At 63.9% G+C, this 15,027-nt stretch carries 12 protein-coding genes; 6 read left to right on the plus strand and 6 right to left on the minus strand.

Annotated features, from left to right (window positions below):
* Nucleotides 1-56 precede the first annotated feature (56 nt).
* The 3 genes from ATO9_RS11235 to ATO9_RS11245 form a co-directional block, all read right to left on the minus strand.
* A complete protein-coding gene (locus ATO9_RS11235; protein WP_043748830.1) occupies nucleotides 57-869 on the minus strand; it encodes a glutamate racemase in 813 nt (270 codons plus the stop codon).
* A 9-nt stretch (nucleotides 870-878) separates the two neighbouring features.
* Entirely contained in the window at nucleotides 879-1,808 is a 930-nt protein-coding gene (locus ATO9_RS11240; protein WP_052418259.1) for a lysophospholipid acyltransferase family protein, read from the minus strand.
* Between the two features lie 81 nt (nucleotides 1,809-1,889).
* Nucleotides 1,890-5,312, minus strand: a complete 3,423-nt coding sequence (locus ATO9_RS11245) for an indolepyruvate ferredoxin oxidoreductase family protein (RefSeq protein ID WP_043748832.1) — start codon at nucleotides 5,310-5,312, stop codon at nucleotides 1,890-1,892.
* Between the two features lie 153 nt (nucleotides 5,313-5,465).
* On the opposite strand from ATO9_RS11245, the gene ATO9_RS11250 reads away from it, so the two are divergent.
* Nucleotides 5,466-6,389 (plus strand): LysR family transcriptional regulator, encoded by a 924-nt coding sequence (locus tag ATO9_RS11250; RefSeq protein WP_043748834.1) that lies wholly within the window; start codon nucleotides 5,466-5,468, stop codon nucleotides 6,387-6,389.
* Nucleotides 6,390-6,600: 211 nt separating this feature from the next.
* Here ATO9_RS11250 and ATO9_RS11255 read toward each other — a convergent pair whose 3' ends face one another.
* Nucleotides 6,601-7,122 carry an RICIN domain-containing protein gene (locus ATO9_RS11255; RefSeq protein WP_156127847.1) on the minus strand — a complete coding sequence of 174 codons (522 nt, stop codon included), beginning with the start codon at nucleotides 7,120-7,122 and terminating at the stop codon, nucleotides 6,601-6,603.
* 159 nt (nucleotides 7,123-7,281) lie between these two features.
* Between ATO9_RS11255 and purL the strand changes: the two genes are divergently transcribed.
* The 3 genes from purL (at nucleotide 7,282) to grxD (ending at nucleotide 10,201) form a co-directional block, all read left to right on the plus strand.
* On the plus strand, nucleotides 7,282-9,441 hold the full coding sequence (purL, locus tag ATO9_RS11260; RefSeq protein ID WP_043748838.1) for a phosphoribosylformylglycinamidine synthase subunit PurL: 2,160 nt from the start codon (nucleotides 7,282-7,284) through the stop codon (nucleotides 9,439-9,441).
* A gap of 136 nt (nucleotides 9,442-9,577) precedes the next feature.
* Nucleotides 9,578-9,814 (plus strand): BolA/IbaG family iron-sulfur metabolism protein, encoded by a 237-nt coding sequence (locus ATO9_RS11265; protein ID WP_043748841.1) that lies wholly within the window; start codon nucleotides 9,578-9,580, stop codon nucleotides 9,812-9,814.
* 24 nt (nucleotides 9,815-9,838) lie between these two features.
* Nucleotides 9,839-10,201, plus strand: a complete 363-nt coding sequence (grxD, locus tag ATO9_RS11270; RefSeq protein ID WP_043748843.1) for a Grx4 family monothiol glutaredoxin — start codon at nucleotides 9,839-9,841, stop codon at nucleotides 10,199-10,201.
* A gap of 121 nt (nucleotides 10,202-10,322) precedes the next feature.
* Here the strand turns inward: grxD and ATO9_RS11275 are convergent, their stop codons facing one another.
* Nucleotides 10,323-10,748 carry a cell division protein ZapA gene (locus ATO9_RS11275; RefSeq protein WP_043748845.1) on the minus strand — a complete coding sequence of 142 codons (426 nt, stop codon included), beginning with the start codon at nucleotides 10,746-10,748 and terminating at the stop codon, nucleotides 10,323-10,325.
* Entirely contained in the window at nucleotides 10,748-11,428 is a 681-nt protein-coding gene (locus ATO9_RS23470) for a hypothetical protein (RefSeq protein WP_052418260.1), read from the minus strand. The genes ATO9_RS11275 and ATO9_RS23470 overlap by 1 nt, the downstream gene beginning before the upstream one ends.
* A 263-nt stretch (nucleotides 11,429-11,691) precedes the next feature.
* Here ATO9_RS23470 and tkt point away from each other — a divergent pair, with 263 nt between their 5' ends.
* Together tkt and gap are read left to right on the plus strand one after the other, a co-directional pair.
* Complete coding sequence (gene tkt / locus ATO9_RS11285) at nucleotides 11,692-13,707, plus strand: transketolase (protein ID WP_043748849.1); 2,016 nt, start codon at nucleotides 11,692-11,694, stop codon at nucleotides 13,705-13,707.
* A 318-nt stretch (nucleotides 13,708-14,025) separates the two neighbouring features.
* On the plus strand, nucleotides 14,026-15,027 hold the full coding sequence (gene gap / locus ATO9_RS11290; protein ID WP_043748852.1) for a type I glyceraldehyde-3-phosphate dehydrogenase: 1,002 nt from the start codon (nucleotides 14,026-14,028) through the stop codon (nucleotides 15,025-15,027).

Genomic DNA, 15,027 nt, shown 5'->3' on the forward strand with positions numbered 1-15,027 from the left:
CCTTGGGTCGCCATTTTCATGGCGCATAGATAAGGGGTCGGCGTGGAAAACGCCACTCAGGCTGCGGTGAACGTGATTTTTCGTCGCAAGAACTGGGTCGCCCGCGAGGACACCTTGGCCGGGTCCCCGGTCGTCAGGAACAGGTTCTCTGTGCCCTTGCCCAGGAATTCCGGGCGGCGGTTCAGATAATCCTCGAGGCTGGCCGCCACGAGGTTGGCCTGGGAATAGACGTCCACATCCGCGCCCAGGGCGTCCTGGAACACGTCTTCCATCAGCGGATAATGGGTGCAGCCCAGGATCGCGGCCTCGGGTTTCGGCATCTTGCGCTTCAGCGCGTCCACGTGGGACCGCACCAGCGCCTCGGCCAGGATCATGTCGCCTTCTTCGATCGCATCGACCACGCCGCCGCAGGCCTGCGCCTCCACGTCCACGCCGATGGCGCGGAAGGCCAGTTCGCGCTGGAATGCGCGCGAGGCGACGGTGGCGGGCGTGGCGAACAGGGCCACGTGCTTGACCGCCACTTCGCGCGGCGGGGAATTGTCGCCCCATTGCCGTTCGGTCAGCGCCTCGATCAGCGGCACGAAGACGCCCAGCACCCGCTTGTCGGTGGGCACCCAGCCCTCCTGCATGCGGCGCAGAGCGGCGGCGGAGGCGGTATTGCAGGCGATGATCACCAGGTCGCATCCGGCCTCGAACATGCGGGACACGGCGGCGGTGGTCAGCTCGTAGATATCGTCGGCATCGCGCACACCGTAGGGCGCGTGACCGTTATCCCCGAAATAGACGAAGGGGACGTCCGGCAGGCGTTTCTGCACCGCATTCAGCACGGTCAGCCCGCCCAGGCCGCTATCGAAGATGCCTACTGCCATCGCTTTGCCCTAGTAAACCCTGCGGGGCTCGTCCCCGTTTCGGTGCTTATCCTCGAATTCGAACCCGTATTCAAAGGATTTCAACGGCTCAGGCGAAAGCTCGTAGGTGCGGTGGCGCAGGAAATCCATCAGCGCCCGCGTATCGCCCGACCGCGCCTGCAATTCGGACCGGGGTATCGGGTCGCCGATCACCACCTCGACCGGCGTGCCGATGCGGGACCGGAATTCCTTGATCAGCAACCCCATCCGCAGGGTCGAATGCAGGTGGCTGGCCAGTTGGAACAGGCGCGAGGTATGGCCCGCAAAGAACATTGGCACCACCGTCGCCTCGCTTTTCGTAATCATCCGGGCGGTAAAGCCGCGCCAGCCCGGATCCATCGGGCGCGAGAAGGGTTTCAGCCCGGTCGACACCGTGCCGCCCGGAAAGACACCGATCGCCCCGCCATCGGCCAGATATTGCAGCGCGGCTTTCCGTGTCTCGATGTTCTTCTGAACCGCCTCCCGCGTCTCGTCGAAGGAGATCGGCAGGATGACGCGGTTGATGTCCTCGGCCTTGCGGAAGACCTGGTTGGCAAGGATGCGGAAATCACCGCGCCGCTCATGCAGCACATGGCCCATCATCAGCCCGTCGAGGATACCGTAGGGGTGGTTCGAGATCAGGATCAGCGGCCCGGTGCGCGGGATATTCTCAAGCGACCCACCCGCGACCCGTAGGCTCAACTTGTAACGCTCGACCATGACGGACCAGAAATCCCGCCCCGAGGCAATTTCCGACGCATAGCCGTCCGCCCGCTTGATCAGGCCGGGACGGCCCGTGACGTTTTCCATCATCCGGATCAGCGCCCGCCCGCCCTTCGTCGCCGCGGAATGCGCGTAAGAGATATCGCGGGCAATCTGCCGGTTGCTGGGTTTCTCGGGTCTTGAGCTCTGCGCGGTCATGGCAACACCAAGGGGCCTGTTGGAGAGGATGTAATCCCCTCCAACGCTTCGATCCAGCCTTCTTCGCCGAAACGGGCGGCTTTATTCCGCCGCCTGCTTCATGCCGCCGCCGGCGCGGAAACTGGCCAGCAGGTCCTCGCGCTCTTTCGCGGCCTTGGTTTCGTTCGCCATTTTCACCGGACCGAAGCCACGGATCTTCAGCGGCAGTTCGGCAATCGCCACGGCAATGTCGCGGGTCTCTGCGCTGACCTTGGGCAGGATTTCGGCCATGTCCTTTTCGTATTGCTTGATCAGGGCACGTTCCATCTTGCGCTCTTCGGTGCGTCCGAACGGATCGAGCGGCGTGCCCCGCAGCGCCTTCATCTTGGTCAGCACGCGCAGCGGTGTGCGCATCCACGGCCCGAACTTGCGCTTGGCCGGGCGCCCGGCTGCGTCCGTGCCGCTAAGCACGGGTGGCGCCATGTGGAAGGACATGCGGAAATCGCCGTCGAATTGTTCCCGGGCCTTGTCCTCAGTTGTCAGAAGCAGGCGTGCAACCTCGTATTCGTCCTTGTAGGCCAGCAGCTTGTGATAGCCCTTGGCGACCGCAAGGCGCAGGCCCTCGTCCTCAATCCCGTCCACCAGCTTGCGGAACCGCTTGGAAAGTCGCTTGCCCTGGTAAGCCACCAGGTGATCGGCGCGGAAGTCGATCTTTTCCTTCGGGCTCATCGGCTTGGCGACGACCTCTCCGGCGACGCGCTTGGCGGCTTCCTCGGGGAAGAGCACGGCCCAGCGACCGATCTCGAAGGCTTCGAGGTTCTTTTCGACAGCCGCGCCGTTCAGCCGCACGGCCTGTTCGATCGCGTCATGCGACAGCGGCACGAGGCCGTTCTGCCAAGCCGCGCCCAGCACCATCATGTTCGAAAAGATCGAGTCCCCCAGCACCTTGCGCGCCAGTTCCGAGGCGTCGAACAGCGAAAGCCGATCCTGCATCCGCGCCGACAGCTGCATTTCCAGGCGGTCGAAGGGCAGCTGGAATTCCGTGTCGCGGGTGAAATCGCCGGTGATGATCTGGTGGGAATTAACCACGGCGCCGGTCTGGCCCGTGCGGGTCAGGCCAAGCGTCTTGGCACCGGCGCTGACAACCAGGTCGCCGCCGATCAGGGCATGCGCCTCGCCGGTGGCGACGCGGATCGCGCTGATATCCTCCGGCTTTTCGGCCAGACGGACATGGATATGCACCGCGCCGCCCTTCTGGGCGAGGCCGGCCATCTCCATCATGCCAGCGCCCTTGCCATCCAGCTGCGCCGCCTGGGCCATCACGGCCCCGATGGTCACGACGCCGGTCCCGCCGACGCCGGTGATGACGACGTTATGGGTGCCGTTGATCGCGGGCAGCTGCGGGTCCGGCATGTCGGGCAGGTCGATCCCCTGCCCTTCGGCCTTCTTCACCGTCGCGCCTTCGAGCGTCACGAAGGACGGGCAGAACCCCTTCAGGCAGGAGAAATCCTTGTTGCAGGCGGATTGGTCGATGGCACGCTTGCGGCCCAACTCGGTCTCTTCGGGAACGATGGCAACGCAGTTCGACTGCACGCCGCAATCACCGCAGCCTTCGCAGACATCCTTGTTGATGAAGACGCGCTGATCGGGATCGGGGAAATTGCCCCGCTTGCGGCGGCGCCGTTTCTCGGCCGCACAGGTCTGCACGTAAAGAATGACCGATACACCGTCGGTCTTGGCCATGTCGCGCTGGACACTGTCCATCTCGGCCCGCTCATGCCAGCCGATCCCCTTGGGGAAATCCTCGCGCCGCGGCTCTTCCTTCTCGTCATAGACCACATCGAGCTTGCTGACCCCCATGGCCAGCAATTCCTTCGCGATCTTGTCGGGGGTCAGGCCGCCCTCGTTCTTCTGGCCGCCGGTCATCGCTACGGCATCGTTGAAGAGCAGCTTGTAGGTCATGTTCACGCCCGACGCGATGGCCGCGCGGATCGCCTGGACCCCGGAATGGTTGTAGGTGCCGTCGCCCAGGTTCTGAAAGACGTGGGTGGTTTCGGAAAACGGTGCCTCGCCGATCCAGTTCGCCCCTTCGGCCCCCATATGGGTGAAGCCCAGAGTCGAACGGTCCATCCACTGCACCATGTAGTGACAGCCGATCCCGGCATAGGCGCGCGACCCGTCGGGCACCTTGGTCGAGGTATTGTGCGGACAGCCGGCGCAGAAATACGGCAGGCGTGCCGCGATTTCGGGGGCGTTGTCGTTGCGCTTCGCCTCGTCCAGGGCGGACATGCCGGCCTTGATTCCGTCGGTCTCGCGCCCCTCTTCCAGAAGGATGGCGCCCAATTTCTGGGCGATCATGATCGGGTCAAGCGCCTGCTTGGTCTGGAACAGCTCAGGCCCGTGCATGGAGCCCGCACCGCCACCCTTGTGCCAGCCATAGACACGGCGCCCGTTGCGGTCGTCAAAGATCGCTTCCTTGATCTGCACCTCGATCAGCTTGCGCTTTTCCTCGACCACGACGATCAGGTCCAGCCCATCGGCCCATTCGTGGAAGCTCTGCATGTCCAGCGGCCAGACCTGCGCGACCTTGTAGGTGGTGATGCCCAGCCGTTCGGCCTCTGCCTCGTCAATGCCCAGCAGCGACAGCGCATGGGTGAGGTCGAGCCAGTTCTTGCCAGCCGCCACGAAGCCGATCTTGGCCCCCGGCTGGCCCCAGACCCGCTTGTCGATGCGGTTGGCACGGGCAAAGGCCTCTGCGGCAAAGCGCTTGTGGTCGATCATCCGCGCTTCCTGTTCGGGCGGACTGTCGGCCAGGCGAATGTTCAGCCCGCCTTCGGGCATCTCATAATCCTCGGGCGTGACCAGCTTCATCCGGTGCGGATCGCCATCGACGACGGCCGTTGCCTCGACCGTGTCCTTCATCGTCTTCAGACCGACCCAAAGGCCGGAAAACCGTGACAAGGCATAGCCATAGACACCCAGATCGAGGATTTCCTGAACCCCGGCAGGGCTGACGATGGGCATGTAGGCATCCACCAGCGCCCATTCGGATTGGTGCAGCACGGTAGAGGATTCACCGGTATGGTCGTCCCCCATGGCCATCAGCACGCCGCCATTGGGCGAGGTGCCCGCCATGTTGGCATGTTTCATCGCATCGCCCGACCGGTCGACGCCCGGACCCTTGCCGTACCAGAGCCCGAAGACCCCGTCGAACTTGCCCTCGCCGCGCAGCTCGGCCTGCTGTGCGCCCCAGAGCGCGGTGGCGGCCAGGTCTTCGTTCAGGCCTTCCTGGAATTTCACGTCCGCCTGGGCCAATTGCTTGGCCGCGCGGTTCATCTGCATGTCGACCGCACCCAGCGGCGAGCCGCGATAGCCGGTCACATATCCTGCGGTGTTCAACCCCGCCGCCTGGTCGCGTGCTTTCTGCATCAGCATGAGGCGGACAAGTGCCTGGGTGCCATTCAGCAGCACAGGGCTTTTTTCGATATCAAAACGGTCGGATAGCGAAATGTCTTGCTTGGTCATGGGAACCTCCAGCCTTCAAGATAGCCCAATAATGGGTCAAGTTATATGACCAAATTCGGATTTTCCGCCAAAAGCCCTTAACCTATGCAATGCTAGGGGCTATGGCACAGGAGATTTCAAGAACTCTGGCTAGGCGAACGGATCGTTACGAGTATGGACTGGGACAAGCTAAGAATATTTCACGCGGTGGCGGATGCCGGCAGCCTGACCCATGCCGGTGATGCGCTCCACCTGTCGCAATCTGCCGTGTCCCGCCAGATTCGCGGGCTCGAGGAATCGCTGAACGCCACCCTGTTCCACCGCCATGCCCGCGGCCTGATTCTGACCGAACAGGGCGAGTTGCTGTTCGACGCCACCCGCGCCATGGCCAAGCGGCTCGACACCGCCACCGCCCGCATCCGCGACAGCGAAGAAGAAGTGTTCGGCGAATTGCGCGTCACCACGACGATCGGCTTCGGCACGTTGTGGCTGGCCCCGCGCCTGCCCAAGCTTTACGAGAAGTATCCCGACCTCAAGATCGACCTGATGCTCGAGGAACGCGTCCTTGACCTGCCCATGCGGGAGGCCGATGTCGCCATCCGCATGAAGGAACCCTCGCAGGCCGACCTGATCCGCAAGCGGCTGATGTCGGTGCGCATGCGTCTTTATGCATCGCCGGACTACCTGGACCGCGAAGGCCGCCTGACCCGGATCGAGGATATCAGCAAGCACCGCCTGATCTGCCAGAACCCGAGCGCGGCCCAGGTGTCGGCCGGCGCGCGGCTGGTGCAGGAACTGCTCAGCTACGAGGTTCCGTCCCTGCTGACGGTGAACAATTATTTCGGGGCGCTTCAGGGCGTCATCAACGGGCTGGGGATCGGCGTTCTGCCGGATTACCTGGTCGAGGATTTCCCGACCCTCGAACGCGTCCTGCCCGAGATCGAGTCGCAGGAAGTTCCCGTCTTCCTCGCCTTCCCGGAAGAGCTTCGCCATTCCAAGCGTATCGGCGCGTTCCGCGATTTCGTGCAGGAAGAGATCATCACGCATCGCCGCCACCTGCGGGAGCAGCGCCCCGACGAGGTCGACCGCACGAAGTGAGGCATGCACAACACGCATGTCAGCCTTGCCCCGCCTGCGTCATTTTGGTTCTTGAACGACTCTAAACCGGGGCTTATGTGCACCCGTGACGGTGATGCTGCCTAGTGTTTCATCACCTTCATACCTCCCTGTTGGACTTGGCCGGACTTTTGTCCGGCCATTTTTTTTGCCCTCTTTACATTCACCCGAATCGACGCCTGCGAAAAGCGACTCATTCCACGCGCGTTCCGGTGGGCATCAGACGCCAGAACTGACCCGAAAAATCACCGCAGGGCACCAGGTGCGTCGCGTTGTTGTCCGGCCCGCCATTGACCACGTCGAGGCAGAAATTACCGCCCCGGAACATTGTCGTCAGCCGGTATCGGTCCGCCCCGGCATTGGTGATCCGCCACAGCTGACCCGAGAAATTGCCGCAGGGCGTCAGTTGGGTCTGGTTGTTGCGCGGCCCGCCATTCACCACGTCGAGGCACATCGCGTCACCGCGAAACATCGTGGTCAGACGGTAATGCCCGTCCTCTGCCGGGATCACATGCCACAACTGGCCCGACACGTCGGCCGCCCCTGCCACTTGGGTAAAGTTGTTGCGCGGACCGCCATTGATGACGTCCAGCGGCATGTTCAGGCTTCGGAATTCGCTGCTCAGCCGATGATATATAGTCGGATCAAAGCTCTGCGCCTGCGCGGCTGCTCCGCCCAGGAAAAGGGCGGTCACTACAGTCAGTAAAGTTTTCACACGAATCTCCCCAAAGATCGCGACGCCAAATCGGCGTCGGACGGACGTTAGCACGCGGTTTCAACACGCCAACGTTCAATCGCGCCTCTGGCCTTCCTTCCCCCCTTCCCCCTATCGCCCCCTTGTCGTAAACGGGGCCAAGTTGCCAAGGGGGATACCATGCAGGAACCGGCCATCACCGAAGAGCTGATCTCGAGCCACGGGATCAAGCCCGACGAATATGCCGAAATCCTTCGCATCCTGAACCGGGAGCCGACCTTCACGGAGCTCGGTATCTTCTCGGCCATGTGGAACGAACATTGTTCCTACAAATCGTCCAAGAAATGGCTGCGCACCCTGCCCACCGAAGGCCCCCAGGTCATCTGCGGCCCCGGCGAGAATGCCGGCGTGGTCGATATCGGCGACGGACAGGCCGTGGTCTTCAAGATGGAAAGCCATAACCACCCCTCCTACATCGAACCCTACCAAGGTGCTGCGACCGGCGTGGGCGGCATCCTGCGTGACGTCTTTACCATGGGCGCGCGTCCGATCGCGGCGATGAACTCTCTCTCCTTCGGGGAAAAGGACCACCACAAGACCCGTCAGTTGGTCCATGGCGTGGTCGAGGGCGTGGGCGGCTACGGCAATTGCTTCGGCGTGCCGACCGTCGGCGGCGAGGTTCGGTTCGATCCCGCCTATAACGGCAATTGCCTGGTCAACGCCTTCGCGGCCGGCCTCGCCGATGCCGACAAGATCTTCTACTCCGCCGCATCTGGCGTCGGCATGCCGGTGGTTTATCTCGGCGCCAAGACGGGCCGCGACGGTGTTGGCGGGGCCACCATGGCCAGCGCCGAATTCGACGAGACCATCGAAGAGAAACGCCCGACCGTTCAGGTCGGCGACCCCTTCACCGAAAAGCGCCTGATGGAGGCGACGCTGGAACTGATGCAGACCGGCGCCGTCATCTCGATCCAGGACATGGGCGCCGCGGGCCTGACCTGTTCCGCCGTGGAGATGGGCGACAAGGGCCAGCTCGGCATCCGGCTCGACCTCGACGCCGTGCCCTGCCGCGAAGAGAACATGACCGCCTACGAGATGATGCTGTCGGAAAGCCAGGAACGCATGCTCATGGTCCTGCGCCCCGAGAAGGAGGCCGAGGCCAAGGCCGTCTTCGACAAATGGGACCTCGATTTCGCTATTGTCGGGGAAACCCTGCCCGAGGATCGCTTCCTGATCGTGCATCAGGGCAAAACCTGGGCCGACCTGCCCCTGTCCAAGCTGTCCTCGATGGCCCCCGAATACGACCGCCCGCACCAGGCGACCCCGGCGGCGGACCCGCTGGAAGACCTGCCCGCCGTCGACCCGATCGACGCGCTGAAGGCGCTGATCGGGTCGCCCAATTACTGCTCGCGCCAGTGGGTCTATGAACAATATGACAGCCAGGTCATGGCCGACACGATGCGCATTCCGGGCTTCGGGGCGGGCGTCATCCGCGTGCATGGCACCGAAAAGGCGCTAGCCTTCACCTCGGACGTGACCCCGCGCTACGTCAAGGCAAACCCGGTCGAGGGCGGCAAGCAGGCGGTGGCCGAGGCCTATCGCAACCTGATCGCCGCCGGTGCACGCCCCCTTGCCACCACCGACAACATGAACTTTGGTAATCCCGAAAAGCCCGAGATCATGGGCCAGTTTGTCGGTGCCATCCAGGGGATCGGCGCAGCCTGCATCGCGCTCGACATGCCGATCGTGTCGGGCAACGTGTCGCTCTACAATGAAACCGATGGCCAGGCGATCCTGCCGACCCCGACCATCGGCGCCGTCGGCCTGATCGAAAAGGCTGACGAGGCGATCACCGGCATCGCCCGCGAAGGCCACCTCGCCATGCTGATCGGCACGACCGACGGGCATCTGGGTCAATCAGCCCTGCTGGCCGAAATCTTCGGCCGCGCCGAGGGCGATGCTCCCGCTGTCGATCTGGACGCGGAAAAGCGCAACGGCGATTTCATCCTCGCCAACCGGGACTGGATCCGCGCCTGCACCGACCTGTCCGATGGCGGGTTGGCCCTTGCGGCCTTCGAAATGGCCGAAGCCTCTGGCGTCGGTGTCGTGATCGACGAAACCGACCAGGCGCAGCTTTATGGTGAGGACCAGGGCCGTTACCTCGTGGCCTGCAACTTCGACGCCGCAGAGGCGCTGATGGTGGCCGCCGGACAAGCGGGCGTGACGGTCACGACGGTGGGCCGTTTCACCGGCGACCAAGTCAGCATCGGGGGTGCCAGCGCGCCGCTGTCGGACCTGTCGGCGCTCTATCGCGGCGCCTTTGCCGACACCTTCGCCTGACGCAGGAGACGGCACGGGCGGCCTGTGCCCCCCCCGTGACCGTGATATCGCAGCCACCTGACCGGCCGGCCCTCCCCTTGCGGCGCTGCCTGTCAGGGTCTACATCTTACACACAGATCAAGCCCGGAGTTCCCGAATGCCCATCCAGGCACATGAAATCGAAGCCCTCATCCGCGAAAGCTTCCCCCAGGCCCGGATCGACGTCCAGGGGGATGACGGTCAGCATTTCGCCGCCACCGTCATCGACGAAAGCTTCCGCGGCAAGAACCGGGTGCAGCAGCAGCGCGCCGTCTACGCGGCCCTCAAGGGCAAGATGGACGGTGCGAACGGAGAACTGCACGCCCTGGCCCTCACCACCCGCGCGCCCGATTGAGCGGCGCCCATTGCGAGACCTCACATGACCGACGCAAAGACCCAGATCGACGAAACCGTCAAAGCCAATGACGTTGTCCTGTACATGAAGGGCACCAAGTCCATGCCGCAATGCGGCTTCTCCTCCCGCGTGGCGGGGGTTCTGAACTACATGGGCGTGGATTATTCCGACGTGAACGTGCTGGCCGATGACGCGATCCGCCAGGGGATCAAGGAATATTCCGACTGGCCGACCATTCCGCAGCTCTACGTGAAGGGCGAATTCGTCGGCGGCTGCGATATCATCACCGAGATGACCCTGTCCGGCGAACTCGACACCCTGTTCGACCAGAACGGCGTCTCCTACGACAAGGACGCGGCGGAAAAGATCCGGGCCGCCAACGCCTGACCGCCTGAACGCCTGAACGCCTGAACGGTTCTGACCGAACCGGCTGATACCAAAAGAAAAACCGGCGGAACGCTCAGACGTTCCGCCGGTTTTTCTTTATCGTTCAAAGTAATCGAAGCGGTCACTCCGCGTTGGTCGACGCCTTTTCCTCGACCTGTGCCGCCAGGCTTTCCGCCCGCGCGGCCAGTTCGGCCAACGTGTCGGTGACCGAAGACGGCACGACAGGCACCTCGACCCGTTCGGGCGGTGGTGCGGGACGATTCTGGGCGGCTTCGAGCGAGGTCTTCAGCCGCTCGTTTTCCGCCTTCAGCGCCTCGATCTCGTCCTCTTGGACCTTAAGGCGATCTTCGACACCCGCGGTGCGGTCAGCCAGCATCAGCCCGGCCATCAGCAGCATCCGCGCCTCGGGGATGCGCCCGGTCTGGGCGATCAGGGCGGAGGCCTCGGTGTTCAGCATGTCGGCGGCAGCCTGGAGGTAATGTTCCTCCCCTTCCTGGCAGGCCACATCGAAGGACCGGCCACCGATCAGGATTTCCAGCTCGGGCATCACACGTCCTCCTTGCTGGCCATGAGTTCCGCGGCAGGGCTGACCATCGGCGCCAGCGCGTCGATGATCGCGCGGGCCTCTGCCTCGCTGGCGGATTGTGCGGCGCGCAGGCCTTCCAGCTCGGTCATCATCGCCTTGTTGATCAGGTTCGCATCGCCCAACTGGCTTTCATTGGCGCTGCGCAGCGACTGGTTCACCTCGCGCAGCTGCGCGTTGTTCTTGCGCAGGCGGTTCATTTCCCGGTTCATCTCGGCCAGGGCGGTTTTCTGTTCCGCAACCTGCGCTTCCAGCGCTTCGATGCGATCCTGGGCTTCGGTGTCGGGCTCGGCCACTGGGGTCGCGACCGGGGCGACGGGTTCGGGGGCCGGCGCGGGGGCCGCGGCGGCCTGTTCGACGGCCTCGCTCAGGCGGGCAATCTCCGACTGCGCCTCGCTCAGCTTTGCTTCGGCATCCGCGAGGGCGGTGCGCTGATCGGCCAGCGCGGATTGCTCCGCCTCCAGCGCGGCCTTGGCTTCGGCATGGGCACCCTGCTCTTCCGCCAGCGCGGTTTTCAGGCTTTCCACTTCCTCCGGATCGATGCCGGAGGCCGAAGGAGCAGCGACGGGCAGAGCTTCGATGCCGTCGCCGATCCGATCCATCGCCGCGGTCAGACGTCGCTGAAACTCTTCGATATCACTCATTGCCGGGGACGCCCCTTGTGCCATTCTTGTTCGGTCCGCCTGCGGACCATGTTGGACGGGCTGGCGAATCACCAGCCCGGTCGTATTTGGGCCAAGTCTACCGAAACATGAAGGAAAGCCCAAATGCCTCTGGAACGATGGGATAATTTCGGCTGGCCGCTCCGACACACGCGATAGCGCGACGACAGGCCGCTTGCAACTCGTGGACTGGCTGGTATTGAGCGCTAACACCGCCACAAATGGACCCAAAGGAGCCGATTCCCGTGGATCTCGAAGCCCTCCGTTCCGCCAATCCGGACCATTGGTCCAAGGCCACCGCCATCCGCGCCCTGACGCTCGACGCCGTGGCTGCCGCCAATTCCGGCCATTCCGGCATGCCGATGGGCATGGCCGACGTGGCGACCGTCCTGTTCGAGAAACACCTGAAATTCGACGCCTCTGCCCCACTCTGGCATGACCGCGACCGGTTCATCCTGTCGGCGGGCCACGGCTCCATGCTGCTTTACTCGCTGCTGCACCTGACCGGCTACGAGGATTTCCCGCTGGACGAGCTGAAGAACTTCCGCCAGCTCGGCGCCAAGACCGCCGGCCACCCGGAGAACTTCCTGGCCAACGGGATCGAGACGACGACCGGTCCGCTGGGCCAGGGTATCTCCAACGCCGTGGGCTTTGCCATCGCCGAGGAAATCCTGCGCGCCCGCTTCGGCAAGAAGATCGTCGACCATCACACCTATGTCATCGCCGGCGATGGCTGCCTGATGGAAGGCGTCAGCCAGGAGGCGATCGCCCTGGCCGGCCGCCAGCAGCTGTCCAAGCTGGTCGTGCTGTGGGACAACAACAACATCACCATCGACGGCACCGTCGACCTGGCGGACCGCACCGACCAGATCAAGCGCTTCGAGGCCTCCGGCTGGGACGTGCGCGAAATCGATGGCCACAACCCCGAGGAAATCGACGAGGCGCTGACCTGGGCCAAGACCGGCAAGCGTCCCAAGATGATCGCCTGCAAAACCCATATCGCCCTGGGCCACGCCGCGCAGGACACCTCCAAGGGCCATGGCGCGCTGACCGATGCCGATCAGCTGCAGGCCGCCAAGATCGCCTATGGCTGGGATGCCGGCCCGTTCGAAATCCCCGCCGACGTGAAGTCCGCCTGGGAGGAAATCGGCCGCCGTGGCACCGAGGACCGCTTCGCTTGGGAAGCGCGGCTGGAAGAGATCTCGGACCGCAAGCGCGCTGAATTCCACCGCACCATGAACGGTGAAGCGCCGAAGAAACTGGGCGCGGTAATCCGGGCCTTCAAGAAGCAATGCGCCGAAAGCCAGCCCAAGGCGGCCACGCGCAAGGCGTCTGAAATGGTGCTTGAAGTGGTCAATCCGGTCCTGCTGGACACCGTCGGCGGTTCTGCCGACCTGACCGGGTCGAACAACACCAAGACCGGCGACATGGAAGTCTTCGACGAGACCAACCGCGACGGTCGCTTCATCCATTACGGCATCCGCGAACACGGCATGGCCGCCGCGATGAACGGCATGGCGCTGCATGGCGGTATCCGCCCCTATTCCGGCACCTTCATGTGCTTCACCGATTACGCGCGCCCCGCGATGCGCCTGTCGGCCCTGATGCAGCAGCCGGTCGTCTACGTGATGACCCATGACAGCATCGGTCTGGGCGAAGACGGCCCGACCCACCAGCCGGTGGAACACCTGGCCATTTCGCGCGCCACGCCGAACACCCTGGTCTTCCGTCCCGCCGACGTGGTCGAAACCGCAGAGGCCTGGGAACTGGCCCTGACGCAGACCGGCACGCCTTCGGTGCTGTCGCTGACCCGCCAGGGTCTGCCGGCCGTTCGCAAGGATCACAAGGCCAAGAACCTGACCGCCCAGGGCGCCTACGTGCTGGCGGATGCTGAGGGCAAGCGCCAGGCCATCCTGATCGCCACCGGCTCCGAGGTTGCCATCGCGATGGAGGCCAAGGCCCTGCTCGAGGCCGAAGGCATCGGCACCCGCGTCGTCTCCATGCCCTGCATGGAACTGTTCGCCGAACAGGACGAAGCCTATCGCAAGCGCGTGCTGCCCGCGGGCCCCGTCCGCGTCGCGGTCGAGGCCGGGATGCGCATGGGGTGGGATCGCTGGCTGCTGGGCGAACGTGGCCGCGAGAAGAAGGCCGATTTCGTCGGCATGTCGAGCTTCGGCGCTTCCGCCCCCGCAGAGGTCCTCTACGAACATTTCGGCATCACCGCAAAGGCCGTGGCCGGCAAGGTCAAGGCCCTGCTCTGATCGGCCCTGCGTTCGAAATTCAGAACCGCGCCGCCCCCGGGCTGGCGCGGTTTTTCTTTGCAGGGGGTATGCGCGGTCCTCGAAGCTGACCGGCGATGCGCCTGCCTGTCCCGGGGTGATTCCCCTCGCCACGGCATTCACGCTGCAGCGCAGCACCAGCCCTCCCATTGTTAGCGCCACCCCCGGAAACGGTTAGCGCCACCACATGGGAAACCGGCCAAGTTATCGCTAACACATTGTCCAGAAAGCGCTTTTTTTCTTACCCTGATGGGGGAGTCGCTGTATAGACCGGACCAAATCCCATTCAGGAGTTGTCCCATGACCGTCACGCTTGGCATCAACGGATTTGGCCGCATTGGCCGCAGCACCCTCGCTCATATCGCCGAGAAGGCGCGCAATGATGTGCAGGTCGTGAAGATCAACGCCACCGGCCCGATCGAAACCAACGCCCACCTGCTGCGCTACGACAGCGTGCATGGCCGCTTCCCCGGCGAAGTGAAGGTCGCGGGCAACACGATGGACCTGGGCCGCGGCCCGATGGAGGTCTTTTCGACCTACAACCCCGATGAGCTTGACTGGTCCGGCGTCGATGTCGTGCTGGAATGCACCGGCAAGTTCAACGACGGCAACAAGGCCAATGTGCACCTTGAGCGTGGCGCGAAGAAGGTCCTGATCTCCGCCCCCGCCAAGAACGTGCAGAAGACCATCGTCTTCGGCGTGAACCACCGCGACCTGGAAGTTGGCGACACGATGATCTCCAACGGGTCCTGCACGACCAACTGCCTGGCCCCGCTGGCCAAGGTGCTGGACGAGGCGATCGGGATCGAGTCGGGCATCATGACCACGATCCATTCCTACACCGGCGACCAGCCGACGCTGGACCGCCGCCATAACGACCTCTACCGCGCACGCGCTGCGGCGATGTCGATGATCCCGACCTCCACCGGCGCCGCGAAGGCCCTGGGCGAGGTGCTGCCGAACCTGAAGGGCAAGCTGGACGGCTCTGCCATCCGCGTGCCCACGCCGAACGTCTCGGCCGTGGACCTGACCTTCATCGCCCAGAAGGACGTGACCGAGGCCGACGTGAACGAAGTGGTCCGCGAGGCCGTCGCAGGCCATATGGGCGCCGTGATGGGCTATGACCCGGAACCCAAGGTTTCCATCGACTTCACCCATACCGAGCAGAGCTCGATCTTCGCGCCCGACCAGACCAAAGTGACTGGCAAGCGCCTGGTGCGCGTCCTGGCCTGGTACGACAACGAATGGGGCTTCTCGGCGCGCATGGCCGACGTGGCCGCCGCCATGGGCCGCCTGGTCTGA

This window comes from Pseudooceanicola atlanticus (genome assembly GCF_000768315.1).
GTDB classification, from domain to species: Bacteria; Pseudomonadota; Alphaproteobacteria; order Rhodobacterales; family Rhodobacteraceae; genus Pseudooceanicola; species Pseudooceanicola atlanticus.